The sequence below is a fragment of the Arthrobacter sp. TWP1-1 genome, assembly GCF_049897845.1.
Classification (GTDB): domain Bacteria; phylum Actinomycetota; class Actinomycetes; order Actinomycetales; family Micrococcaceae; genus Specibacter.
Window position 1 is genome coordinate 145,453 of record NZ_JAFCXC010000003.1, and the last position, 22,290, is coordinate 167,742.

At 60.7% G+C, this 22,290-nt stretch carries 24 protein-coding genes; 7 read left to right on the forward strand and 17 right to left on the reverse strand.

Annotation, left to right across the window (positions count from 1 at the left end; all coding sequences use genetic code 11):
• Nucleotides 1–156: 156 nt before the first annotated feature.
• From aceE to fabF, 6 genes are all read left to right on the forward strand, one after another.
• Complete coding sequence (aceE, locus tag ACP7B9_RS07115) at nt 157–2,898, forward strand: pyruvate dehydrogenase (acetyl-transferring), homodimeric type (RefSeq protein ID WP_425862029.1); 2,742 nt, start codon at nt 157–159, stop codon at nt 2,896–2,898.
• Between the two features lie 173 nt (nt 2,899–3,071).
• Entirely contained in the window at nt 3,072–4,370 is a 1,299-nt protein-coding gene (locus ACP7B9_RS07120; RefSeq protein WP_425862030.1) for a PucR family transcriptional regulator, read from the forward strand.
• A 152-nt stretch (nt 4,371–4,522) separates the two neighbouring features.
• Nucleotides 4,523–5,476: an ACP S-malonyltransferase gene (locus tag ACP7B9_RS07125; protein WP_425862032.1), complete on the forward strand. Its 954-nt coding sequence runs from the start codon at nt 4,523–4,525 to the stop codon at nt 5,474–5,476.
• Nucleotides 5,473–6,534, forward strand: coding sequence for a beta-ketoacyl-ACP synthase III (locus ACP7B9_RS07130; RefSeq protein ID WP_425862034.1), 1,062 nt, complete (start codon nt 5,473–5,475; stop codon nt 6,532–6,534). Before ACP7B9_RS07125 ends, ACP7B9_RS07130 begins: the two co-directional genes overlap by 4 nt.
• Before the next feature lie 86 nt (nt 6,535–6,620).
• Nucleotides 6,621–6,866: an acyl carrier protein gene (locus tag ACP7B9_RS07135; protein WP_038462997.1), complete on the forward strand. Its 246-nt coding sequence runs from the start codon at nt 6,621–6,623 to the stop codon at nt 6,864–6,866.
• Nucleotides 6,867–6,997: 131 nt separating this feature from the next.
• Complete coding sequence (gene fabF / locus ACP7B9_RS07140) at nt 6,998–8,257, forward strand: beta-ketoacyl-ACP synthase II (RefSeq protein ID WP_425862035.1); 1,260 nt, start codon at nt 6,998–7,000, stop codon at nt 8,255–8,257.
• A 105-nt stretch (nt 8,258–8,362) separates the two neighbouring features.
• On the opposite strand, the gene ACP7B9_RS07145 is transcribed toward fabF, so the two are convergent.
• The 6 genes from ACP7B9_RS07145 to ACP7B9_RS07170 form a co-directional block, all read right to left on the reverse strand.
• Nucleotides 8,363–8,866: a DUF3145 domain-containing protein gene (locus ACP7B9_RS07145; protein WP_425862037.1), complete on the reverse strand. Its 504-nt coding sequence runs from the start codon at nt 8,864–8,866 to the stop codon at nt 8,363–8,365.
• A gap of 219 nt (nt 8,867–9,085) precedes the next feature.
• Nucleotides 9,086–10,021, reverse strand: coding sequence for a tyrosine recombinase XerC (locus tag ACP7B9_RS07150; protein ID WP_425862038.1), 936 nt, complete (start codon nt 10,019–10,021; stop codon nt 9,086–9,088).
• A gap of 250 nt (nt 10,022–10,271) precedes the next feature.
• Complete coding sequence (locus ACP7B9_RS07155) at nt 10,272–11,558, reverse strand: DNA-processing protein DprA (protein ID WP_425862040.1); 1,287 nt, start codon at nt 11,556–11,558, stop codon at nt 10,272–10,274.
• A complete protein-coding gene (locus ACP7B9_RS07160; RefSeq protein ID WP_425862042.1) occupies nt 11,555–13,108 on the reverse strand; it encodes a YifB family Mg chelatase-like AAA ATPase in 1,554 nt (517 codons plus the stop codon). Before ACP7B9_RS07160 ends, ACP7B9_RS07155 begins: the two co-directional genes overlap by 4 nt.
• Nucleotides 13,108–13,464 (reverse strand): YraN family protein, encoded by a 357-nt coding sequence (locus tag ACP7B9_RS07165; RefSeq protein ID WP_425862043.1) that lies wholly within the window; start codon nt 13,462–13,464, stop codon nt 13,108–13,110. The genes ACP7B9_RS07160 and ACP7B9_RS07165 overlap by 1 nt, the downstream gene beginning before the upstream one ends.
• A 182-nt stretch (nt 13,465–13,646) precedes the next feature.
• On the reverse strand, nt 13,647–14,291 hold the full coding sequence (locus tag ACP7B9_RS07170) for an NAD(P)-dependent oxidoreductase (RefSeq protein WP_425862044.1): 645 nt from the start codon (nt 14,289–14,291) through the stop codon (nt 13,647–13,649).
• Nucleotides 14,292–14,418: 127 nt separating this feature from the next.
• On the opposite strand from ACP7B9_RS07170, the gene ACP7B9_RS07175 reads away from it, so the two are divergent.
• Complete coding sequence (locus ACP7B9_RS07175; RefSeq protein WP_425862046.1) at nt 14,419–14,796, forward strand: winged helix-turn-helix transcriptional regulator; 378 nt, start codon at nt 14,419–14,421, stop codon at nt 14,794–14,796.
• Between the two features lie 101 nt (nt 14,797–14,897).
• Here the strand turns inward: ACP7B9_RS07175 and ACP7B9_RS07180 are convergent, their stop codons facing one another.
• The 11 genes from ACP7B9_RS07180 to ACP7B9_RS07230 all read right to left on the reverse strand — a co-directional run bounded on the left by ACP7B9_RS07180 (nt 14,898) and on the right by ACP7B9_RS07230 (nt 22,246).
• Complete coding sequence (locus tag ACP7B9_RS07180; protein WP_425862048.1) at nt 14,898–15,230, reverse strand: DUF2469 domain-containing protein; 333 nt, start codon at nt 15,228–15,230, stop codon at nt 14,898–14,900.
• A gap of 93 nt (nt 15,231–15,323) precedes the next feature.
• Nucleotides 15,324–15,992: a ribonuclease HII gene (locus ACP7B9_RS07185; RefSeq protein WP_425862050.1), complete on the reverse strand. Its 669-nt coding sequence runs from the start codon at nt 15,990–15,992 to the stop codon at nt 15,324–15,326.
• Nucleotides 15,992–16,921 carry a signal peptidase I gene (gene lepB / locus ACP7B9_RS07190; RefSeq protein ID WP_425862052.1) on the reverse strand — a complete coding sequence of 310 codons (930 nt, stop codon included), beginning with the start codon at nt 16,919–16,921 and terminating at the stop codon, nt 15,992–15,994. Before lepB (ACP7B9_RS07190) ends, ACP7B9_RS07185 begins: the two co-directional genes overlap by 1 nt.
• A gap of 73 nt (nt 16,922–16,994) precedes the next feature.
• Entirely contained in the window at nt 16,995–17,654 is a 660-nt protein-coding gene (gene lepB / locus ACP7B9_RS07195) for a signal peptidase I (protein ID WP_425862054.1), read from the reverse strand.
• A gap of 17 nt (nt 17,655–17,671) precedes the next feature.
• Nucleotides 17,672–18,031, reverse strand: a complete 360-nt coding sequence (gene rplS, locus ACP7B9_RS07200; protein ID WP_425862056.1) for a 50S ribosomal protein L19 — start codon at nt 18,029–18,031, stop codon at nt 17,672–17,674.
• A gap of 266 nt (nt 18,032–18,297) precedes the next feature.
• Nucleotides 18,298–19,095: a tRNA (guanosine(37)-N1)-methyltransferase TrmD gene (gene trmD, locus ACP7B9_RS07205; RefSeq protein ID WP_425862058.1), complete on the reverse strand. Its 798-nt coding sequence runs from the start codon at nt 19,093–19,095 to the stop codon at nt 18,298–18,300.
• Nucleotides 19,095–19,664 (reverse strand): ribosome maturation factor RimM, encoded by a 570-nt coding sequence (gene rimM, locus ACP7B9_RS07210; protein ID WP_425862060.1) that lies wholly within the window; start codon nt 19,662–19,664, stop codon nt 19,095–19,097. The genes trmD and rimM overlap by 1 nt, the downstream gene beginning before the upstream one ends.
• Before the next feature lie 157 nt (nt 19,665–19,821).
• Nucleotides 19,822–20,064, reverse strand: a complete 243-nt coding sequence (locus ACP7B9_RS07215) for an RNA-binding protein (protein ID WP_044571187.1) — start codon at nt 20,062–20,064, stop codon at nt 19,822–19,824.
• A 1-nt stretch (nt 20,065) separates the two neighbouring features.
• Nucleotides 20,066–20,473, reverse strand: a complete 408-nt coding sequence (gene rpsP / locus ACP7B9_RS07220) for a 30S ribosomal protein S16 (RefSeq protein ID WP_425862062.1) — start codon at nt 20,471–20,473, stop codon at nt 20,066–20,068.
• Between the two features lie 379 nt (nt 20,474–20,852).
• Nucleotides 20,853–21,305 carry a hypothetical protein gene (locus ACP7B9_RS07225; RefSeq protein ID WP_425862064.1) on the reverse strand — a complete coding sequence of 151 codons (453 nt, stop codon included), beginning with the start codon at nt 21,303–21,305 and terminating at the stop codon, nt 20,853–20,855.
• A gap of 56 nt (nt 21,306–21,361) precedes the next feature.
• Nucleotides 21,362–22,246 (reverse strand): VOC family protein, encoded by an 885-nt coding sequence (locus tag ACP7B9_RS07230; RefSeq protein WP_425862066.1) that lies wholly within the window; start codon nt 22,244–22,246, stop codon nt 21,362–21,364.
• Nucleotides 22,247–22,290: the final 44 nt, after the last annotated feature.

Genomic DNA, 22,290 nt, shown 5'->3' on the forward strand with positions numbered 1-22,290 from the left:
TCGCGGGCGCGCAGGAGTCCGCTGTATCGCCTTTCAGCGGAGGTCACGCACCGGGCACAGCTACGCACAAGCGGTCCCTGCGGTCTAGAGTATTGATACACGCCCATGGCCACAGCTCTGGGTGTCCCCACACTGCTTTTATAAGAGAGGTTGGACGTGGCTGCAGGAGACGAAAACTCCCATATCCTCAGCGGGTTGACAAACCAGCTGCCTGATCGCGATCCAGAAGAGACAGCCGAATGGCTTGAGTCCTTGGATACGTTGATTCAGGAACGTGGCACCGAGCGTGCCCAGTACATTATGCGTAGCCTGCTCCAGCGAGCCGGCGCGCAAAGCGTTGGCGTGCCGATGGTGACGACGACTGACTATGTAAACACCATTCCCGTTGATCAGGAACCTGAGTTCCCGGGCAATGAGGAGATTGAGCGCAAGTACCGTGCTTGGCTTCGCTGGAACGCCGCCGTTTTGGTACACCGCGCACAGCGCCCCGATATCGGCGTTGGCGGACACATCTCCACCTACGCAGGTGCCGCAACCCTGTACGAGGTTGGCTTCAACCACTTCTTCCGCGGTAAGGACCACGCTGGCGGCGGAGACCAGGTCTTCTTCCAGGGCCACGCCTCACCCGGCATGTACGCCCGCGCATTCCTCGAAGGTCGCCTCACAGAAGAGGACCTAGACGGATTCCGTCAGGAGAAGTCCAAGGAAGGCCACGCGCTTTCCTCGTACCCGCACCCGCGCCTCATGCCGGAGTTCTGGGAATTCCCCACCGTGTCCATGGGTATTGGCCCGATGAACGCGATTTACCAGGCTCAGTCCAACCGTTACCTGCACAACCGCGGTATCAAGGACACGAGCGATCAGCACGTCTGGGCTTTCCTTGGCGACGGCGAAATGGACGAGCCCGAATCGCGCGGCCTGCTTCAGCTTGCTGCCAACGACAAGCTGGACAACCTCACCTTCGTGGTTAACTGCAACCTGCAGCGCCTCGACGGCCCGGTTCGCGGTAACGGCAAGATCGTTCAGGAACTGGAAGCATTCTTCCGCGGTGCTGGCTGGAACGTCATCAAGGTCCTCTGGGGCCGCGAGTGGGACGATCTGCTCGAGCGCGATAGCGACGGTTCACTCGTCGATATCATGAACACCACGCGCGACGGCGATTACCAGACCTACAAGGCTGAGTCCGGCGGATTTGTGCGCGAGCACTTCTTCGGCCAGACCCCGCAGACCAAGGAACTCGCCGCTCACCTGAGCGACGACGAGGTCTGGAACCTTAAGCGTGGTGGCCACGATTACCACAAGGTTTACGCCGCCTATAAGGCAGCCATGGACTTCAAGGGCAAGCCGACAGTCATCCTGGCCCACACGGTCAAGGGCTACGGCTTGGGCACCCACTTCGAGGCGCGTAACTCCACGCACCAGATGAAGAAGCTCACGCTGCAGGACCTGAAGGACTTCCGTACGCACCTGCGTCTGCCCATCACCGATGAGGTTCTTGAAGCAGATCCGTACCGTCCCCCGTACTACCACCCGGGTATGGACACACCGGAAATCCAGTACATGATGGATCGCCGCAGCGCATTGGGCGGTTCCGTACCGGAACGCCGCACCAAGCACACGGAGCTGACGCTTCCGGGCGAGAAGACCTACGAGGTCGCAAACCGCGGTTCGGGCAAGCAGCAGGCCGCCACCACCATGGCGTTCGTGCGACTGCTCAAGGACCTCATGCGTGACAAGGGGATCGGGCAGCGCATTGTCCCGATCATCCCGGACGAGGCTCGCACCTTCGGTATCGACGCGTTCTTCCCGACCGCGAAGATCTACAACCCCAACGGGCAGAACTACCTCTCCGTTGACCGCGACCTGGTGTTGGCGTACAAGGAGTCCATCTCCGGACAGATCGTGCACGCTGGCATCAACGAGGCCGGCTCCGTAGCGGCCTTCACCGCTGCAGGCACCGCCTACGCCACCCATGGCGAACCGTTGATCCCGATCTACGTGTTCTACTCCATGTTCGGCTTCCAGCGCACCGGTGATTCCTTCTGGGCCGCCGGTGACCAGATGACGCGTGGCTTCATCATTGGCGCCACCGCCGGACGTACAACCTTGACCGGTGAGGGCCTGCAGCACGCTGACGGTCACTCCCCGATCTTGGCGTCCACGAACCCGGCCGTCGTCAGCTACGACCCGGCTTACGGGTACGAGATCGGCACCATCGTCAAGTCCGGACTTGAGCGCATGTACGGACCGGATTCAACCGATCCCAACGTCATGTACTACATCACTGTCTACAACGAGCCGATCGTGCAGCCGAAGGCGCCGGAGGACATCGACACCGAAGGCATCATCAAGGGCATCTACTTGCTCAAGAAGAGCGATGCCCCGGGCCCGAAGACCCAGCTGCTGGGCTCCGGCGTGTCCGTTCCCTGGGCATTGGAAGCACAGCAGATCCTCGCCGACGAGTGGGGTGTCTCAGCCGATGTATGGTCAGTGACTTCCTGGAACGAACTTCGCCGTGATGCACTTGCTGCCGAAGAGGAATCCTTCCTTCACCCGGAGAACGAGGCCCGCGTTCCGTACATCACCGCCAAAATGGCTGATGCACAGGGCCCCGTTGTTGCAGTTACCGACTACATGAAGGCAGTGCCGGATCAGATCCGTCAGTTCCTGCCCAATGAGTTCGCAACCCTAGGTGCCGACGGCTTCGGTTTCTCCGACACCCGCGCAGCAGCACGCCGCTTCTTCAAGATCGACTCCCACTCAGTGGTAGTTCGCACCTTGCAGATGCTGGCCAAGCGCGGCGAAGTTGATGCCAGCGCCCCGGCGCAGGCGATCGCCAAGTACGATCTCCTGAACGTCAACGCAGGCACCACCGGCAACGCCGGAGGCGAAGGCTAATCCCCACGCCCTCCACCTGCACTTGAAGGGTGCTTGGTGTTGCTGTAGATCTTCTACAGCAACACCAAGCACCCTTTTGCGTTTAACCGCGCCACCACGGCACGGGCCTCACCATGACGTTGTGGGATTCACACAAATAACGCTTCGAGGCCTCAAGGACATACCCTCGAATCATGGCAGCAACAAAAAAGCCGGCCGCACAGCCGACAGCAGAGGACTCGCAGGCCAAAAAAGGCCAGCGCAAAGCCACCGAAATCCACCGCACCACGGAGACTTTGGAGCGCCTGCGTGCAAGCGTGGGATCGCTTTCCTCGATGATGCGCCAAGAACTTGAAAACACCCTCCCCTGGTACCGGCGGCTCAGCGCCGACGAACGTTCAGCCCTTGGCTTGGTGGCACAAAATGGCATCGCGGCCTTTGTCTCATGGTATGAACACCCCTCATCCCCCAGCTGGGTCCTCTCGGATGTCTTTGGTACTGCACCCACCGAACTGACCGGCGCCATTAGCCTCCAGCGGGCACTGCAACTGATCCGCACAGTGGTCCAGGTAGTGGAAGACCGCGTTCCCGAGCTCGCTGCAGCCGAAGAACAAACAGCCTTGCGGGAAGCAGTCCTGCGCTATTCGCGCGAGGTGGCCTTCGCTGCCGCAGATGTTTATGCGCGTGCTGCGGAAAACCGGGGCGCTTGGGATACCCGGCTGGAAGCATTGGCCGTCGACGGCATTTTGCGAGGCGAGAACACGGACGCCTTGCAATCACGTATTTCCGCACTTGGCTGGACCAGCCACAGCCACTTTACGATCATGGTGGGCCCTGCCCCGCAGGAAGCCAACGCGCTCTTTCTGGCCACCTTGCGACGTGCAGCTGTCCGATTCGCTGAGGACGTCATGGTGGGCATCCAAGGCGACAAGCTGATTCTTGTCCTTGGCAATGTGAAAGATCCCGAATCGGCGTATCTACGCCTCAGCGATCTCTTCGCGCCCGGACCGGTTGTGTACGGACCCTTGGCAGCCACCTTGTCTGACGCCACGGCCTCCGCCAAGGCAGCCTTCGCAGGTATTTCCGTGGTCAAGGGATGGTCGGGCGCGCCGCGCCCAGTCTCTGCAGATGATCTGCTGCCTGAGCGCGTGATAGGTGGCGACGAGTCCGCACGGCGTGCACTCATTGTGAACATTTACCGCCCTTTGATCGCAGCTTCCAACGGCCTAGTTGAAACCCTCAGCAGTTACCTGCAGGGAGGGCATTCGCTTGAGGCCGCGGCCCGGGAACTCTTCGTTCACTCAAACACCGTCCGATACCGATTACGGCGAGTATGTGACGTCACAGGTTGGGATCCGCTGATTCCGCGCGAAGCTTTCGTGTTGCAGACGGCCATCATCGTGGGAAGGCTCGCCACGCCGTCGAAAAACTCGAGCGCCAAAGCATCCTCGAGCAAGGCAATCGGCAGCAAGACCACCGGGACTCGAGGGTGAACAGTTAGTAGATTTCGCCTAAAAGTTCGGCCCCTTCCCCCCTAAACAGTCACGAAACAGCACAGTCATTGTAGACTTCCTACAAAATGTGCCGAAGAGCTTGGTGTGGGGAAACACCGTCAAAAGCCACTAAGTTTGGAAAGCTGGTTAACGTGCTTGCAATAGTCTGCCCTGGACAGGGCTCCCAATCCCCCGGATTCCTTTCACCATGGCTTGAACGCCCGGGTGTGCAGGAACAGTTGGCCACCTTGAGCGATGCCGCAGGCATCGATCTGCTGGCCCACGGCACCACCTCAGACGCCGAAACCATCAAGGACACCGCCGTTGCGCAGCCCTTGATCGTTGCGGCCGGGCTCATCACTGCTCAAGCGCTTCTGGGCGCCGACATCGCCGGGGCCCTGGCTTCGAAGTCCGTCGTTATTGCCGGTCATTCGGTCGGTGAAATCACTGCCGCAGCCCTCACCGGGACACTTTCCAACGCAGACGCCATGGCGTTCGTTCGCGAACGTGCCAACCGCATGGCCGACGCCGCCGCGGCCACACCCACAGGCATGGCCGCCGTGGTTGGCGGGGATCCCGATGAGGTCCTGGCCGCCATTGCCGCAGCTGGGCTTACTCCGGCGAACATGAACTCCAAGGGCCAGACGGTAGCCGCCGGCACGCTGGAGCAAATCGCCGCTCTCGTCGCTGCCCCACCGGCCAAGGCACGGGTCATCCCCCTTCAGGTCGCCGGCGCGTTCCACACACACCACATGGCACCTGCGGTTTCCGCTTTGGAAGCGCTCGCGCCGTCCCTGACCACCCACGCACCCAAGGTGCCGCTGCTCTCAAACTACGACGGCGCCGTCGTGCCTTCTGGCGAAGCGGCACTTGAGTCTCTCATCGCCCAGGTATCGCGGCCAGTCCGTTGGGATCTGTGCATGGAAACCATGAGCGCCATGGGCGTGACTGGACTGATTGAGCTGGCTCCGGCCGGGACACTCACCGGCTTGGCCAAGCGCGGGATGAGTGGCATTGCCACCGTCGCCGTGAAAACCCCTGATGATCTTCAAGCTGCACAGGAACTGCTGGCAGCACACTCTTCGCTGGAAGCAGGAACACTGTGAGCACCCCTACGCTGAAGCAAAACCCGACCCACCCGGGCTCACGCATCTTGGGCATTGGCGCGTACCGCCCGTCCGTGATCGTGACCAATGAAGACGTGTGCCAGTGGATCGATTCCTCGGACGAGTGGATCCAGCAGCGCACAGGCATCATCACCCGCCACCGCGCTCCCAAGGACGTATCCGTGGTGGACATGGCCGTTGGCGCAGGTGCCGAGGCCATCAAGAACGCGGGCATCGAACCGTCCCAGATCGGCGCGGTTCTGGTGTCCACGGTCACACACCCCTACGCGACGCCGTCGGCCGCCGCCTTGATCGCGGACAAGATCGGTGCGAACCCCGCTCCTGCCTATGACATCTCCGCTGCTTGCGCAGGCTACTGCTACGGCGTGGCGCAGGCCGACGCCCTGGTTCGTGCCGGCACGGCAGATTACGTTCTGGTCATCGGCGCGGAGAAGCTCTCCGACGTCATCGACAACCATGAGCGCACCATCTCCTTCCTGCTCGGTGATGGCGCTGGCGCCGTTGTCATCGGCCCCTCGGACGAGCCCGGCATCAGCCCGGCCGTGTGGGGTTCGGACGGAAGCAAGTGGGACACCATCGGTATGACTCACTCCCTGAACGATGTCCGCGATTTCAGCGAACAGGCCATGAAGGGCGACGACGTTGCTCAGGCCGCCGCGGACGAGGCTCACGCCACGCTGTGGCCCACGCTGCGCCAGGACGGCCAAACCGTGTTCCGCTGGGCCGTCTGGGAGATGGCAAAGATGGCCAAGAAGGCCCTCGAAGTCGCCGGAATCACGGCCGCTGACCTGGGCGCCTTTGTGCCGCACCAGGCCAACATGCGCATCATCGATGAATTGGCCAAGCAGCTCAAATTGCCCGAACACGTCATCATTGGCCGCGACATCGCCGATGCCGGCAACACCTCCGCAGCCTCCATTCCGTTGGCAACACACCGCCTGCTGGCAGAGAACCCGGAGCTCTCCGGTAAACTTTCGCTTCAGATCGGCTTTGGCGCCGGACTGGTGTTTGGCGCCCAAGTGGTGCGCCTTCCCTAAACGCATCCAGCCACAACCGTGGCTTGATCAGCATGCCTGAAATGATCAATTTCTTGATCACAGCAAAAGAAGAAAAGGAGCCGTCAATGGCTAGCAACGAAGAAATCCTGGCTGGTTTGGCCGAAATCGTCAACGAAGAGACCGGCCTTGCCCCCGAGGCTGTTGAGCTGGACAAGTCCTTCACGGATGACCTGGACATCGATTCCATCTCCATGATGACGATCGTCGTCAACGCTGAAGAGAAGTTCGACGTGAAGATCCCGGACGAGGAAGTCAAGAACCTCAAGACCGTTGGCGACGCTGTCAGCTTCATCGCAGGCGCACAGGCTTAAGCAGCCCTAGTGTCTGATTCCCTGTCCGCTCAAGCGGCGTGGGTCTTGGTGGTTGGCCGGAAAAGCAGGACGCCGGCCAACCACATCACCATCCTTTAGCCCTGACCCATAATTTTTTAGAGAGTTGAATCATGGCCCGCAAAGTAGTCATCACCGGTCTCGGAGCAACGACGCCCATTGGCGGCGATGTTCCGACCATGTGGAAGAACGCCCTGAAGGGTGTTTCCGGCGCCCACACGCTGACCGATGATTGGGTGGAAAAGTACGATCTTCCCGTTCACTTCGCGGCCAAAGCATCAACTCCCGCAACAGAGGTCCTGAGCCGCGTAGAAGCCAAGCGCATGGACCCCTCAACCCAGTTCGCCGTGGTGGCCGCCCGTGAGGCCTGGAAGGACTCCGGCATCGAGGAGATCGACCATGACCGCCTAGCCGTTGCCTTCGCAACCGGCATTGGCGGCGTGTGGACGCTCCTGGACGCATGGGACACCCTGCGTGAAAAGGGACCCCGCCGCGTTTTGCCCATGACGGTTCCCATGTTGATGCCCAATGGCCCGGCCGCAGCCGTTAGCCTGGACCTCGGTGCCCGCGCCGGTGCGCACACTCCCGTGTCCGCCTGTGCCTCTGGAACCGAAGCCATGCACATTGCCCTCGAGCTCATCCGCTCAGGCAAGGCAGACGTTGTCATGGCCGGTGGCGCCGAAGCTGCGATCCACCCCATGCCGATGGCGTCCTTCGCTGCCATGCAGGCCCTGTCCAAGCGCAACGACTCCCCGGAGACCGCCTCACGGCCCTACGACATCAGCCGCGACGGCTTCGTCATGGGCGAGGGCGCTGGCGCACTGGTGTTGGAAGCTGAAGAGCACGCCATTGCCCGCGGCGCACGCATTTACGGTGAGCTGGCCGGCACGGCCGTCACGGCCGACGCCTACCACATCACAGCTCCGGACCCCCAGGGCCTTGGCGCAACTCGCGCCCTCAAGGCTGCGCTGTTTGATGCTCGGGCACTGCCGGAAGACGTGGTCCACGTCAACGCTCACGCAACGTCCACCCCTGTTGGCGACCGCCCCGAGTACACAGCGTTGAAGTCTGCCCTGGGCGATCACGTAAACAACGTCTGCGTCTCAGCCACCAAGTCCCAGATGGGCCACTTGCTTGGCGCCTCAGGTGCCGTTGAGTCGGTACTGACGGTTCTGGCCGTTTACCACCGCCTGGCCCCTGTCACGATCAACCTAGAAAACCAGGATCCGGAAATTCCCTTGGATGTCGTCACCGGCACTCCGCGCGAACTGCCCGAGGGCGAGATCATGGCCTTGAACAACTCGTTCGGCTTCGGTGGTCACAACGCTGTTGTTGCCATCCGCAGCACGGGCCCCAAGGTTGAAATGGCCTAGCGTTCCCCAGTCTGCTGTCCCGAATTTCTCTGGGACAAGAACGACGGCGGCACTCACCTTTTGGTGAGTGCCGCCGTCGTTCTTGTCTGAGTAAGCGAGTCTTATTTAGCCGACGTGGTGGAGCCAGCGGACAGGTGCGCCGGCCGCAGCATGGCGGAACGGTTCAAGTTCCTCGTCCCACGCCTCTCCCAGTGCCAGTGAGAGCTCCTGGTAAACCACGGAGGGATCGCCCTTGCCGGTTTCATAGGCGTAGCGGATGCGGTCCTCAGAGACCATGATGTTGCCGTGAACATCTGTGACGGCATGGAAGATGCCCAATTCCGGGGTATGGGACCACCGTGATCCGTCAACACCCGCGCTGGGATCTTCGGTAACCTCATAGCGGACATTGGCCCAGCCGCGAAGGGCCGAGGCAAGTCGGGCCCCCGTGCCGGCGGGTCCACGCCAGGCAAGTTCAGTGCGCAGCACATTGCGCGCCGCGGGCTGTGCAGTCCAGTGCAAGTCCGAGCGCTGATCCATTACGGCTGCAATGGACGATTCAATATGCGGGCACATGACAGCCGGGGCTGAGTGTACGAACAAAACGCCGCGCGTGTTTTCTGCCTTCATTCCATCCTCCATTGCAGTAGGTGCGTCTTCCCCAACGACCTTCTCAGGATGATACGTGGCATTGCGCAGAGCTTGGCATAGACCGGCCCTGATTATCCGGGTTTGAACCCGACCTTTAGTTTTTGAGCGATGGCTCACTATCATTGTGCCGTAGCTTGGCCGATTACGCCACCGTCAGGACAATCCGCCGTAACCTGTGATGTATTTCATGGACTATTCTCACGCTCGCGGGTGTGCTGTTCGGTAGCTGTCCCGCAGTCGTTCTACCGAGACGTGTGTGTACAGCTGGGTTGTAGCAAGGGAACTATGGCCTAGGATCTCTTGCACCGAACGTAGGTCAGCACCACCATCGAGAAGGTGCGTGGCAGCCGAATGCCGCAGGGTGTGGGGCCCCGTGGCCGAGGTGTCACCCAGCGAAGCAAATAGCCTGTCCACCACTGACCGTACTGTGCGTTGGTCGATGCGGCCGCCCCGCTTGCCGAGAAAGAGCGCCGTTCCACTCTGCGGTTGGATCAAGGCCTGACGTCCGCTGTCCAGCCACCGGCCCAACGCCGTATCGGCCGGAACGCCAAACGGAACCACGCGCTCCTTATTGCCTTTACCCAAAACCGTGACAGTACGCCGTTCCCGGTTGGCATCCTGTACGTCCAGACCTGCCAGCTCGCCCACACGGATCCCGGTTCCATAGAGGAGCTCAACCATGGCCAGATCCCGCAGGGCAATGGGGTCCTGGTCTTCGGCCGTCTCGGCCAAGTCCGCCAGAAGCCTGCCCAACTGTTGCTTCTGCAAGACGGCCGGCAAAGTCTTCTCGCGCTTGGGCGCCTTGAGCCGCAGGGACGGATCCACCGGGATAATCTCCTCCCGCAGGGCCCAAGCCGTGAAGCTACGTACGGTGGCCGCGCGGCGGGCAAGGGTGGATCGAGCCAGGCCGGAAGCGCTTTGTTCACCGAGCCAGCGGCGCAGTTGTCCTAGGTCAAGTTCACTCAGGGTTGTGTTGCCCTCGGCTACGGCATGGATCAGGAGCGCGTCAATATCGCCACGGTAGGCACGGATGGTGTGTTCCGACCGGCCCCGTTCAGAGCGCAGGTACCGCTCGAAAGCGTCCGCAGCTTGGGCAAGAGCGGCAGGCAGTGCTGAGCGTTCGTCGGAATCCACACCCCAACTGTGCGCCGTTGCGCCGCGCAGGGCAAGTTGCCCCGCCGTCGCAGATCCAATCCGGCCGCCATGGCTAGCGGGCTACCCCAAGCCCGCCGCCGCAACATAGCTCCCGAGGGAATCTTCGGTGAGCGCCTGGGCGATGGCGATGGCAGAGGCTGCGTCTTGATCGAGAAGGACGAGACGTTGCTACCTGCCATGCTTGTCTGTGTCCGACACCAATCTGTTGATGCGGATCCTGCCACGACAATTACTTGGCATGACGTTTCCAACCGCCCGCCAGACGCTCCGCGAGGCCTAATGCTTCTAGCCTGCCCAATCCTGATAGGACCGTCTGGGCGCTCAAGCCCGCAACCACACATAGTTTTTCTAGGGTTGTTGCGGTGCGCAGCGGCAGGGCGTCGAGAAGCAACAAGTCCGAAGTACCGAGACCGTCGTGGAGCGCCGTCGCGGCGCTTGGCTCGTCCACGAGATGTTCGCCCATGGCGCCAGCGAGTTCGGCAATGTCTGCGGCATCAGTGACGCATACGGCGGCTCCTTCTTTCAAGAGCCTGTGACAGCCGGCCGAATTCGCCGAATATACGGATCCCGGGACGGCACCCACCATTCTGCTGAGCGATTCTGCGTGGTGGGCGGTGTTGAGAGCTCCGGATCTCCACCGGGCCTCCACCACGACTGTCACAGAGCACAGGGCAGCGATGAGGCGGTTCCGCTGCAGGAATCTATAGCGTGTGGGGTTGGTACCGGGTGGCACCTCCGCAACTACGAGTCCCTTTTCGGCGATGATATGAAGCAGATCGTCATTGCCGGAAGGGTAGAACCTGTCCACTCCCCCGGCCATAACGGCCAGCGTTGCCGGCTGATCCTCCACCTGGGGCGTATCTGCTGAGCTAGCAGGCAAGGCGGCCCGTGTTCCACCCAGAGGTCCATCAATGGCCATGGCGGCACCCAGTGCCCCTCGGTGGGCATGTGCATCGATCCCATAGGCACCTCCACTAACCACCGTGAATCCCCGTTGAACCAGGGAATTGGCAATCTCGGCGGTGACATTGGCGCCATAACTGGTGCTGTCACGGGAGCCGACCACTGCGATGCACCGGCTCTGGGGCGGAATCAGCGCATGGGTGCCTCGGCACCATAGGGCAATCGGTGCTCCGAGCTCCAAGTCCACAAGAGCCTGCGGCCACGTGGCGTCCTCGGGAATCAGGAGCCGGCCACCTAATCTTTCTAGGGTCTCCAGATCACGCTCCGGGGCAAGGTCAACCAGTCTTGGCCGCCAACGGCCCAACGCCTCTGCCAGTCCTGCCCACCGTTCCGAACCTGCCGAGGTCAAGACATGGGTCATTTCTTGCTCGACCTTGGCGTCTGTGGCAGCTCCGCCCTCAATCAGAGCAAGTGCTTCCTCGGGCCCCAGGACGTCGATCAAGGCCAATCCGGGCAGGTCTGACGGCTCCATCAACCGCGTCAGCGCCGCGCGAGCAACACGGATGCCCTTGCCGGACCATGCACTTGAAATACCCTCATTCATGGCGCTCATAGTCCTTCTCCTCGCTGTCTCAATGTCAGGGCCAGCCCCACCTCATCGCTGCCCGGGTGCTCCAGTCCTTGTAAATCGGCCACAGTCCAGGCGAGGCGAAGCACCCTGTCATACCCGCGGGCGCTGAGCACACCGAGGCCCATGGCCTTGTCCAATAGCGCCGTGTCATGTCCGCCTAGGCGCAACGGTCCACGCAGTAGCTTGCCCGTCAGGTCGGCGTTGTGCACTAGGCCCCATTTCTTGAGCCGTTCACCGGCAATGTCCCGGGCATCTCTCACGCGCGCAGCAACTTGGGCGGTGGATTCACGAGGGTCCGAGTCGGCTAGCTGTGATAGCTGGACCTTGTTGACCTCCAATTGAATGTCAACCCTGTCCAGCAGTGGACCCGACAACCGACCGAAATATCGCTTTCGGGCCATGGGAGTGCATTCGCAGTTCATTCCCTTGCCGGTCGCCTTGCCGCACGGACACGGATTGGCGGCGAGGATCAGCTGGAACCGTGCCGGGTAGGACGCGGTGCCAGCGGAGCGATGCAGCACCAGCTCACCGCTTTCCAACGGTTGCCTGAGCGCGTCCAGGACCCTCTTATCGAACTCGGGGGCTTCGTCGAGGAATAGTACGCCCCGATGCGCCCGCGACGCCGCACCTGGGCGTGGTATGCCACTGCCTCCGCCAATGATGGCTGCCGTGCTGGCGGAATGATGAGGGCGCTCGTAGGGAGGACGGTGGATCAGGGCAACCAATCCTGACGCCCTATGTTCCAGCGAGTGGATGGCGGTGACCTCCATGGCTTCGGCATCGTTAAGATCGGGCAGAAGTCCGGGTAGCCGTTCGGCCAACATGGTTTTTCCAGATCCTGGCGGGCCAACCATCATCAGATGATGCCCTCCGGCGGCCGCGATTTCCAAAGCGAGACGCGCCACAGATTGGCCAGCCACATCAGCCAGGTCAACGCTCTCCCGCCCATCGATCTGCCTGTGCGTGGTTCCGAGCGTTTCAGGCCCGGCCACCCACTCACTGTCCAGACCAGGCAAGTCCTTGGGGTCCGCACCAAAATCCACGGCAACCTCTGCAAGACACTCATAACCGCGAACCCTGGCACCTTTGACGAGTTGTGCCTCAGCCAGGTTGGCGGCCGCCACCACGAAGTCGGAGCGCCCTGCCGACAACGCGGCCAGCACGGCAGGGAGCATGCCGCGAACGGGCCGCAACCGACCGTCGAGGCCCAACTCCGCAATAAAGACCGTCCGGCCTGTCCCCCGCACGTCGCCGGCGGCCTCCAGTGCCGCCATTACAATGGCCAGATCAAAGCCTGACCCCTTCTTTGGCAGGGATGCAGGAACAAGGTTGACAGTGATTTTTCGCCGGCTGAGTGGAATGCCCGAGTTTTGCGCTGCCGAACGGATCCGCTCCCGGGCTTCACTCAAGGATGCGTCCGGCAGCCCCAGCAAGATAAAGTTTGGCAAGGTCTGGCCAATATCCGCCTCAACCTCGATGACATGGCCGTTCAGTCCCACGAGCGCCACTGCCAATGATCGGCCCATTCCCATCAGGCCACGCCCCTGACGTGATCAATACTCGGCTCTTGTGCCCTGTCCATGATGATGCCCACGGCGTCAATCCGCAGTGAACCGATAACCCGGTTGTGTTCACGGGCCCAGAGTACGGCCAAGGTTCGTAGTCGCAGCAGCTTGGCCCGGGTAATGGCCTCGAGAGGGTCACCATAACGCCGCGATCTGCGTGTTTTGACCTCGACGATGACCAGTTCCTGGCCGTCCAGGGCCACAATGTCGATTTCACCGCTGGAGCATCGCCAGTTGCTGTCAATCACCCGTATTCCACGGTCTTCAAGGTAGTCCGCTGCTACCTGTTCACCGCTTTGACCCAATGCATCTTTTGCTCTCATAACCGCCTCCACTGCAAGCTTGGCTGGCTTCGAGAAGGCCCGAAAGGCCACATGACCCAATTGTGGATAGCCGCCCGGTCGCCGCCGCCTGTGGAGGAACAAACAGCAGTGCCCGGCCGTAAAAACCAGCCGGGCACTGCAGGAGATGCGTCTATTTCGTTTCTCGACGCAAGGATGATCCCTTAGTAGGCCACCGTGAAGCGCTGGTTGGTGTGCGCCGGTGATTCAATCTCATCGATGATGGCCATCCCGAAGTCAGCACCGGAGATGTTGGAGTTACCCTGATCATCTACGAGCAAAACATCGCCGCCGGTGCGGTAGGCGCCGGTGGCCTCGCCGGGAGCAAAACCACCGAAGCCACCTGCGGGGCTGACATAGAACCAGTTGAGCTCAGCGGCGCTGCCCTTCAGGGTCTCCAGGAGCTGCCCGGCGGTCTTGGACTCGGGCAGGATCTCGGCCGGGAACCCGGGCGTATCCATGACAAGGGGGCCACCGGGGGCAACCAGCAACGAGCCTGCGCCGCCGATAACACCCACACGTGCACCGGCCGACTGAACCAGAGGCAACAGCTGGTCAACAATGCCTTCAAGTTTTCCAACCAGCTCACCACGCGGGGACAGCGCCTCAATGACAACATCGGCGTCTGTCACCGTCTGCGCAAGGAAGCCTGAATCCAGCACTGAACCGGTCAAGTACTTTGCACCCTCAACCGGATTTTCGGGGAGGTTGCGGCTAAAGGACGTGACGTCATGTCCACGCTTCACGGCCTCGCGAACAATGTTGCTTCCCGCGTATCCGGTTCCACCAATTACGTTGATCTTTGCCATTCTGGGTCTCCTTGCAGGTGGCCATGCGCCACATCGCTTCGTTGGTTACTAATAGAGAGTAACATACTGCAGGTAAGTAAGTATTTGCTAGACTCATTGGGACAAGCAGTGTGGAGAGAAGAGAATCATGAACGAGCCAATGTGGGATCCCTACGACCGAAATTGTCCTTCGCGGCAGGTGTTGGACAGGATTGGTGACCGCTGGAGCGTCTTGGTGGTCGGCGCCTTGGCACATGGGCCACTGCGGTTCTCTGCCCTCGCCAAGACAGTGGACGGCGTATCCCAGAAGATGCTGACGCAGACACTGCGCGGTCTCGAGCGCGACGGCCTGGTTGGCCGCACCATGTACGCCCAGATTCCCCCGCGCGTTGATTATGAGTTGACCGAGTCCGGCCTCAGTCTTGCCGTGCCAATGTTGGCCCTGGAGAGTTGGGCTAAAGACAACATGCCATCCATCATCAACTCTCGCGAGACTTACGACACCGAACACGCCCCCAAGGGCTAAACCAGAAAGACTGAGCCCAAGACAACAAGAAAGGGCGACGGCGGAACTTTCGTTCCGGCGTCGCCCTTTCCTCTAGTTTTTGCAAAGTAGGCGGCAAGCCCCTAACTCAGCGGGCCCAGCTGGCCATCCTTGGGGATCTGCAGGTCATCGGACTTGATGAGTTCCTCAACATTGACGTCCTTGAAGGTGATGACCCGGACGTTTTTCACAAAACGGGCCGTCCGGTACACGTCCCAGACCCAAGCGTCCTGCAGGGTCAGGTCAAAGTAAACCTCGCCGTCGGCGGATCGTGCCTGCAAATCCACATGGTTGGCCAAGTAGAAACGACGTTCGGTTTCCACAACATAGCTGAACAGGTTCACCACGTCACGGTATTCGCGGTAAAGCTGCAGCTCCATGTCAGTTTCGTAGTTTTCCAGATCCTCAGCACTCATGGTTCCATCATCCATCACATGCCCGTTACTTACCCAACGGGCGCGACTAACCTGCACAATACGGGCACAATGCGTGCACAAAGCCCGCACCAATTAGACCAGTCGCCAGGTCTTTCTATGGAAGTCCGTGGGGCCAAACTCTACGATGGCGGCCCGGTGTGAGGCGGTTCCATACCCCATGTTGGCATCCCATCCGAAGGCGGGATACTCCTGGGCCAGAGCGGTCATCATTGCATCGCGCTCAACTTTCGCCAAAACACTGGCGGCGGCAACGGACAGGCAGGTCATGTCAGCCTTGATCCGCGTCTGGAGACGCCACGGGGCCGGCGGCGACACGGGCAACGCTGCTCCGAAGAGGTCTCCCTGTTCAGGCGCGGATAGCCAATCTTGATTGCCGTCCAAAATCACAAAGTCGGGCATCAAGGTCTGTGCGGCCTGCGCCAAAGCCCGTGTTCCAGCCAGACGCAGGGCACCAACAAGGCCCACAGCATCAATTTCATGAGCAGCCGCGTGGCCAACGGCGCTGGCCTCCGCCCACTCCTCAATGGCCGGAACCAGGGCCTCGCGCACGGCCGGACGCAGTAACTTGCTGTCCTTCACACCGGGCAAGTCCACAGCCGTTGCGGCGCGGACAATGACCACGCCAACACTGACGGGCCCGGCGAGGGACCCGCGGCCCACCTCGTCGCAGCCCGCGACGATGGCGTAGCCCTGCGCGGCGAGTTCACGTTCCCAGTCAAGGGTTGGTGGCGCTGCAGCCATTACTGACCCACCGCAGTATGCTGCGGGGAGCCGACACTGGTGCTCGTTGCGTCCGGAACTTTATCAAAGACCTCGGGGTGGTTGCTCAAGAAGCCCCAATGGGTGACCGGCCACGCAATCACGACGGCCCGACCCTCGACATCGTCGATCGGGACAAATCCGGTGCCGTTGAACGTGTCGTGGTAGCGCGAATCCTGGGAGTTATTGCGGTGATCTCCCATGACCCACAGGTGGCCTTCGGGAACGGTCACGTCAAAGGTGGTGTCCGACGGCGCAGCGCCCGGGAACAGGTACGGTTCCGTAATGGCTTCGCCATTGACCGTCAGCTTTCCTTCGGCGTTGCAGCAGATGATATGGTCCCCCGGCATACCAATCACGCGCTTGACCAGGTGCTGCTCCGAACTATCCGGTGCCAGTCCAATGAAGGTGGCCACCTCGCCGAGCCAGCTCACCGGATCCGCAGCAGTGTCAGGGGCCTGCAACCAGCCCTGTGTGTCCTTAAAAACGACGACGTCTCCGCGCTTGAGCGCGAAGGGTTCCGGCACCAGCAGGTTGACGAAGATCCGGTCGTGGATCTCCAAGGTATTTTCCATGGATCCGGAGGGGATGTAGAAGGCCCGGAACAAGAAGGTCTTAATCAAGAAGGAAAGCACCACGGCAATGACCACGATAGTGAGCAGTTCCTTGCCCCACGCCCAGGCCTGGCGACCGAAGCGCTCGGTGGCCGTACCACCCTCGTCGGAGCCGCCGTCGTGCGCCGCATTCCCGTGCCCCTCATTCCCGTGCCCGGCGGCAGGATCCGCCGCATGCTTGCGTGCCTTGAAACGACGTGCGCGCCAGTCTTGGCGGACCTGATCCTCAGCCGGACCCTGCCCGTCTTCTTCGTGGCCCTGTGCGCCACTATTGTCCTCTGGCACGTTCTCTTGCATCAACGTCTATTTCCTTAGCAAAGTCAGGTCAAAGAATTCTTTATGGAACACCGCAGGCGGTGTCGGGCGTCGGCTAGGGCAGCACCGTACCATCACTATAGATCGCGTGGATCCGACCTAGGGGCCACACAGTGGCAATCGGCGATCCGATAACTCTAGCTGTGGAGATCAAACCGCCTCCTGGCGCACCAAGGAGTGACCGCGAGTCGAGTGAGACGCTGCGATGATCGCCCATAAGCCACAACCTACCCTGCGGAACTGTCACCTCGAAGTTCAACGCGCTCGGGTCATCACCGGGATACAGGTAACTTTCGGTTACCGGGACGCCGTTGATTTCCAGTGAGCCGCTCGCGGAGCAGCACTTGACTGTATCGCCGGCGACACCAAGCACGCGCTTGACGTAAACATTGTTGTTGGGCATCAGGCCCAACCATTGACCGGCACCCACGACGCCGTCGACAAAGTCTCCGGCACCAGATTTCAAGGGCGTGAAGGAACCGCGGCCGTCAAAAACAACCACATCCCCACGCTCAATGGGCCTGTTGGTAAAAGCCGTCCGGGAGACCAAAACACGGTCGCCAGTCAGCAACAGCGGCTCCATGGATTCGGAGGGAATGTAGTAAACATCCACCCAGACGTTGCGCACCAACGCCAGGAACACGAAGATCAAGGCCACCGCCAAAAAAACAAAACGCCAGCCCAGTTTCCTGGACTGGCGTTTCGCTTGAGTCAAAGTGCGACTCCCCTTTATTACTTGGTGGGGAGGTTGTCGCGCTTTTCCTTGATCTTGGCAGCCTTGCCGCGCAGGTTACGCATGTAGTACAGCTTGGCGCGGCGAACGTCACCCTTGGTGACAACTTCGATCTTGTCCAGGACCGGGGAGTGTACCGGGAAGGTACGCTCTACACCGACGCCGAAGGAGACCTTACGAACCGTGAAGGTTTCGCGGAGGCCATCGCCGTGGCGACCAAGGACGAAGCCCTTGAATACCTGAACACGGGCGCGGGAACCTTCAATGATGTTCACGTGAACGTTGAGGGTATCGCCGGCGCGGAACTCGGGGATGTCGTTGCGCAGGCTGGCTGCGTCAACGGAATCGAGAAGATGCATTTTTCTCACTCCAGGCAAACGCCACAGGTCATTTACTTTGTGTCACGATTCCCATGGACGGCACGCGGCCAGTCACGGGAATCGAAAGAATTGGACCGGATTCCTAGGATGGAACTCCGGTGTGCCGCTCTGTTGACGAACGCTCCCCCTGTGGCAGGAACGCGCCCAGTAGGCACATCTACTTATTTTGCCATACTCAAAGCCGCCAGACTAATTCATCCGGCAACTTAAGTCATGATGAGCCTTGTATAGACGGGTAGTGGGCACTACTCGCCTTCGCGGCGAACAGCCCTGCCATCGACGACGGCGTACCCCAGTTCCCAGAGAACGTTGCGGTCCGCTTTGCTGAAGTTAGAGACATCCAGTGCTGCAATGAGGTCCGGGCGGCGGTCCGCGGTGCGGCGCAGCTGTAGTTCCTTACGGAACTTGGCAATCTTGCCGTGGTTACCGCTGAGCAAAACATCCGGCACCTCGCGCTCACGCCAGCTGGAGGGCTTGGTGTACACGGGGTACTCCAGGAGACCATCCGAGTGCGATTCCTCGATGAGGGATTCGGGGTTACCCACGACGCCCGGCACCAAACGGCCGATGGCCTCCACCATGGCCAGGACGGCAACCTCGCCACCGTTGAGCACGTAGTCGCCAAGACTGACGGGGCGAACGATGTAGTCGTCGGCAGCCCATTCAAGGACCCGCTCGTCAATGCCTTCGTAGCGCCCACAGGCGAACACGAGGTGTTCGGTCTCGGCCAATTCGTAGGCCAGCGCTTGATTGAAGACCTCACCGGCAGGCGAGGGGACGATCAAGGTGGGCTTCACGCCGTCGGACGCGGGAGATGCTGCGGCGATGTCGGTCAGGGCCTGGGCCCAGGGCTCCGGCTTCATGACCATACCGGCGCCGCCACCATACGGAGTGTCATCGACAGTGCGGTGGCGATCCTGCGTGTAACTGCGCAGGTCATGGACCTTCAGCTCTAGCAAACCCTCGGTGCGGGCCTTGCCAATCAGGCTCAGATCCAGCGGCGCGAGGTATTCGGGGAAGATGCTGACTACATCAAAACGCATTACTCGGGCGATCCTTCCGAGCCATTCAGATCTGCAGCTTCGCCGGACTCATCGCTGGCAGAGATTTCCTTGTTGACGGTGAACAGGCCAGCAGGAGGTGTCAGCAAGACGTAGCCTCCCTCGATGTTCACCTCGGGAACGATCTCATCCACGAAGGGAACCAAAACTTCATCACCCTCATTGTCTTCAACGATGAGCAGGTCCTGCACGGCCAAGGTGCGCAAGCCCGTCACCTTGCCGACCTTCTCCGCGCCGACGCGAACCTCAAGGCCGAGCAATTCGTGTTCATACCAGGCGTCGTCGTCCTCGTCATCTTCTGACTCAAAGAACATGGTGGCGCCACGGAGCAGCTCCGCGTCGTTGCGGGTAGTGGTGCCCTCGAAGCCCAACAAGAGGATGTCCTTGTTCCAGCGGGAGCTCTTCACGGTCAAGGTGCCAAGCGACGCCGGCTCCACCACGAACTCGGAACCGACTGCGAACCGGGAATCGGGGGCGTCGGTGAGGACCAGAACGGTCACTTCACCCTTGATGCCGTGGGGCTTGCCAATTCGGGCAACCTGAACCTGCATGAGTACTCCTAAGTACTGCTGGAATGATGTATTACTTGAAAATTTGGGGAAAAAGTTTGGCCCCGTCACCATTATGGTGCCGGGGCCAAACATTTGGCTTTACTGCTGAAAACTTCCCTGGCGTCCCTGTTGGGGAAGCCAGGTTCTTTGACGCAGGTTAGCGGCGGCGGTCGGTGTCGACAACGTCAACACGTACCGGCTCGCCATTGGCCAAGGCTGCAACCACTGTGCGCAAGGCACGGGCGGTGCGACCCTGACGGCCAATAACCCGGCCCAGATCGTCTTGATGAACTCGCACTTCGAGGGATTCCCCGCGGCGGTTGTTCTTGACGCTCACCTGTACGTCCTCGGGAGAGTCAACAATCCCGCGAACTAGGTGCTCCAGCGCTTCAGCCAACAAACTACTCGGCCTCGGTGCTCTCTGCAGCGTCTTCCGAGTCAGCCTTCTTGGCCTTCTTGGTGATGGCTTCCTTGATTACAACGTTCTTGGCCTCGGGAGCAACGAATGCTACCTTCGGAGCCTTGGTCTTCAAGGTGCCTTCGGCGCCCTTGATTCCCTTGAACTTCTGCCAGTCACCGGTGATCTTCAGGATCTTGGCAACAGGCTCAGACGGCTGAGCGCCGACGGAGAGCCAGTACTGAGCGCGGTCGGTGTTGACCTCGATGAAGGACGGGTTTTCGGTCGGGTGGTACTTACCGATCTCTTCGATGGCACGGCCGTCACGCTTTGAGTGTGAGTCCATAACAACGATGCGGTAGTACGGGGCGCGCATTTTACCAAAGCGCTTAAGGCGAATCTTTACAGCCACTTTTGTGGTTACTCCTGTTTCGAAAAAGGGGCGAATTCCATGTCACGCTCCCGTGGGGCGGGCCGTTCTTCAGAATCCTAAGGACAGGATCATCACACGGAGAGAGGGGCCATGTGGATCGAGTACCTGTTCATTATGCCAGAAAATACCCGATCCGCGCGACGTGTTGCTGACCACGTGTGGCGTGTTGTTGCTCATGCTGGCTCCGAACGCTCGGCACTCCTCGTAAGAGTGACAGCAAAATGACACCGATCCCCCTTTCGGACACCGGGATTTCGGCATCAGGAAGCGGGATCGGTGTCATTTTTCAGGACGGCGCTTGGGCCCACACGCCCGAGGGCCCCGCTGCGAGCTTGCGAGCAGTGGGAGGGCGTGGGGCCTATGAGGCCGAGTAGAAGAACAGGCCCATCTTGGCGTTGCCTTCTGCGGCCGAGAGGGCTGCAGCAGCCATTGCGGTGAGGGCGCGCAGCAGCGGCTCGGTGACCTCGGGCGTTGACTCCATCTCCTCGGCGGCGGCCCATTCGGCAGCCAACTCCACGATGTCTTCGGGATCCTCGGGTGCGTTGAGCTCGGCGAAAACCTCAAGGAGGGCATCCGGCACGGCGAACAGGGTGTCCAGTTCAATGTCAACGAGACTGAGTTCTGCCGCGACACCTGTTGCGTGAACCCTCTTGACGGCAAATTCGCCAAGCACTTCAATCTCAAAATCGCTCAGGCCTGGGGTCGGCAGTACGGGTACATCGATCGATGGCGACTTTCCGGACTCCCGTGCCTTGGCTCGGGCTACTGCCTGATGGTGGTCGGCGATGAAGAACTCAGAGTAATTGGCCACGCACAAGCCTTTCGTGTTGGTGGTCCGGCCCCATCCAGCGCCGGAGCGCCCGCCGACTACTTGGCGGACTGTACAGAATCAACACTAACGCGAATTCGGTTGTTCCACGGATCATTGAACGTGATCTCGGCGCCGGTGTTGGCGACGGCAATGTTGTGGTGAGTCAAACGCTCATGGAGGGATCCGACGTCGTCCTTGCCCGGCAGCTGGATGAGCACCTCACCCAGGCCGAGGGTGTCCTTACGGGGACCGGCGCCGCTGCTGTTCCAGACGTTCATGGCCATGTGGTGGTGGTAGCCGCCAGCGGAAACGAACAAGGCCTGGCCGTGGAAGCCGGAGGTCTTCTCGAAGCCGAGGGTATTGACGTAGAACTGCTCAGCCGTCTTGATGTCGCCAACCTGCAGGTGGACGTGCCCGATATCGGCAGCTGACTGCCGCTGGCCCACAACGGATTCCTCGGTGAGGTGTTGCTGAAGGTAGTGCTGGGGCGACAGGGCCAGGGAGGCCATTTCAACTTCACCGTTCTTCCAGCTCCAGGCATCGCGGGGACGATCCCAGTACAGCTCAATGCCGTTGCCCTCAGGATCGGTGAAGTAAAAAGCCTCGGATACGAGGTGGTCGGCGCTGCCGGCAAAGGCCTGCGGGCTGTACTGGGCTGCGGTTGCCACGGTGGCGGCAAGGGACGCTTGGTCGTTGAAAAGCAGCGCAGTGTGGAACAGTCCGGCTTCGCCGCGTCCGGGAATGTGCAGGCCACCGGCGGGCTGCAGATGCACCAGCGGAGTGCTGCCGCGGCCCAGGTACTGGCCACCATCGGCTTCGGCAACGATATCGAGCCCGAGCGCCTTCTGGTAATAGTTGCTCATCATCGTCATGTCACCAACCTTGAGCATCACGGTGCCCATCGTAAGGTCGGCGGAAAGAAGGTCGTTCTGTGCAGTCATGATGTCTCCAAGGTTTGTTGTACTCATATAGTAGCAAACTACTT

Bases quoted from the DNA above. Each gene is read 5' to 3' on its own strand.
- lepB (WP_425862052.1), bottom strand. From the start codon at position 16,921: ATGCAAGAGAACGTGCCAGAGGACAATAGTGGCGCACAGGGCCACGAA.
- rimM (WP_425862060.1), bottom strand. From the start codon at position 19,664: ATGCAGGTTCAGGTTGCCCGAATTGGCAAGCCCCACGGCATCAAGGGT.
- ACP7B9_RS07180 (WP_425862048.1), bottom strand. From the start codon at position 15,230: ATGAGTGCTGAGGATCTGGAAAACTACGAAACTGACATGGAGCTGCAG.
- fabF (WP_425862035.1), top strand. From the start codon at position 6,998: ATGGCCCGCAAAGTAGTCATCACCGGTCTCGGAGCAACGACGCCCATT.
- ACP7B9_RS07165 (WP_425862043.1), bottom strand. From the start codon at position 13,464: ATGAGAGCAAAAGATGCATTGGGTCAAAGCGGTGAACAGGTAGCAGCG.
- ACP7B9_RS07170 (WP_425862044.1), bottom strand. From the start codon at position 14,291: ATGGCAAAGATCAACGTAATTGGTGGAACCGGATACGCGGGAAGCAAC.
- rplS (WP_425862056.1), bottom strand. From the start codon at position 18,031: ATGCATCTTCTCGATTCCGTTGACGCAGCCAGCCTGCGCAACGACATC.
- ACP7B9_RS07145 (WP_425862037.1), bottom strand. From the start codon at position 8,866: ATGAAGGCAGAAAACACGCGCGGCGTTTTGTTCGTACACTCAGCCCCG.
- ACP7B9_RS07120 (WP_425862030.1), top strand. From the start codon at position 3,072: ATGGCAGCAACAAAAAAGCCGGCCGCACAGCCGACAGCAGAGGACTCG.
- ACP7B9_RS07160 (WP_425862042.1), bottom strand. From the start codon at position 13,108: ATGGGAATGGGCCGATCATTGGCAGTGGCGCTCGTGGGACTGAACGGC.
- ACP7B9_RS07135 (WP_038462997.1), top strand. From the start codon at position 6,621: ATGGCTAGCAACGAAGAAATCCTGGCTGGTTTGGCCGAAATCGTCAAC.
- ACP7B9_RS07185 (WP_425862050.1), bottom strand. From the start codon at position 15,992: ATGGCTGCAGCGCCACCAACCCTTGACTGGGAACGTGAACTCGCCGCG.
- ACP7B9_RS07230 (WP_425862066.1), bottom strand. From the start codon at position 22,246: ATGACTGCACAGAACGACCTTCTTTCCGCCGACCTTACGATGGGCACC.
- ACP7B9_RS07155 (WP_425862040.1), bottom strand. From the start codon at position 11,558: ATGAGCGCCATGAATGAGGGTATTTCAAGTGCATGGTCCGGCAAGGGC.
- ACP7B9_RS07175 (WP_425862046.1), top strand. From the start codon at position 14,419: ATGAACGAGCCAATGTGGGATCCCTACGACCGAAATTGTCCTTCGCGG.
- trmD (WP_425862058.1), bottom strand. From the start codon at position 19,095: ATGCGTTTTGATGTAGTCAGCATCTTCCCCGAATACCTCGCGCCGCTG.